General features: G+C 71.1%; 1 pseudogene. It reads left to right on the forward strand.

From position 1 onward, the window contains the following. Positions 1 to 249 precede the first annotated feature (249 nt). Positions 250 to 1,360: pseudogene (locus tag RT567_RS16895) on the forward strand (DNA mismatch repair protein MutS); the annotation flags it as partial.

The raw sequence follows: 1,360 nt of genomic DNA on the forward strand, positions 1-1,360 counted from the left end.
CCGAACTGCGCGCCATCATCGCCGCCTCCCACGCGCCGCGCCCCGATATCGACTGGGACGCCCTGGCGCTCGACGAGACGCCCGCCGCCCTGGCCTCGCGTCCGCGTCTGCGGCTGGTCAGCGCGGCCTGATTTTCCGACCTATCCCCAGAATCGCCCACAGGCCGGGCGCCTGAAACCGCGCGCCTGTGTATGAGCGACGCCGCCCGCGCTTGAGGCGGCCGCCCCGATCCGCCACCTTGCGCGCCAGATGAACGCGCCGCTTTCCCACCCGCCCAAAACCGATCTCAAGCCGGACGCCGGAACCACGCCGGTCATGGCGCAGTATCTGTCGGTCAAGGCTGCCCAGCCCGAAGCCATGCTGTTTTTCCGCATGGGCGACTTCTACGAGCTGTTTTTCGAGGACGCGCAGAAGGCGGCGGCGGCGCTGGGCATCGCCCTGACCAAACGCGGCAAGCATCAGGGCGAGGACATCCCCATGGCCGGGGTGCCGGTCCACGCCATGGACGGCTATCTGGCGCGGCTGATCCGACAGGGCTTCAAGGTCGCCGTCTGCGAACAGCTGGAAGACCCGGCCGAGGCCAAGAAGCGCGGCTCCAAGGCCGTGGTCCACCGCGACATCGTGCGAGTGGTGACGCCCGGCACCCTGACCGAGGACACGCTGCTGGACGCGCGCGGGGCCAACCGGCTGGCGGCCGTGGCGATCCGTAAAGGAAGGGCCGCCGTGGCGGTGGTCGAACTGTCGGCGGGCGTGGTGGATTCGGTCGCCTGCGACCTCAACGATCTGGGCGCGGCGCTGGCGGCGTTCCGTCCGTCGGAGGTGCTGGTCCCCGACCGCCTGTTCTCGGACGAGACGATGAAGGGCGCGCTGGACGGTTCCGGCGGCGTGGTTCAGGCCATGCCTCAGGCCCTGGCCGAGCCGGTCGGGGCCAAGGACCGGGTGCAGCGGCTTTACGGCGTCTCGGCGCTGGACGGTTTCGGCGCCTTTGAAGAGGCGGAAATTTCGGCGCTGGGCCTGATCGCCGCCTATCTGGAGACGACGCAGGCGGGGAAGATCCCCGCCCTGACCCCGCCGCGCCGTTCGGGCGAGAGCGGCTTCCTCGCCATCGATCCCGCGACCCGTCTCAGCCTCGAAATCGACCGCACCCAACGGGGCGAGCGCGACGGCTCCCTGTTGCACGCCATCGACCGCACCGTGACCTCGGGCGGGGCGCGGGCGCTGGCCGAGCGCATCTCACGCCCCTTGCGCGACCCGGCGGCGATCAACGCCGGGCTGGATGCGGTCGAGTGGCTGCTGGAGCGGCGCGACCTGCGGCGGAACCTGCGGGACGCCTTGCGCGCCTCGGCTGATGTGGCGCGGG

This window comes from Brevundimonas sp. (assembly GCF_032107865.1).
Classification (GTDB): Bacteria; Pseudomonadota; Alphaproteobacteria; order Caulobacterales; family Caulobacteraceae; genus Brevundimonas.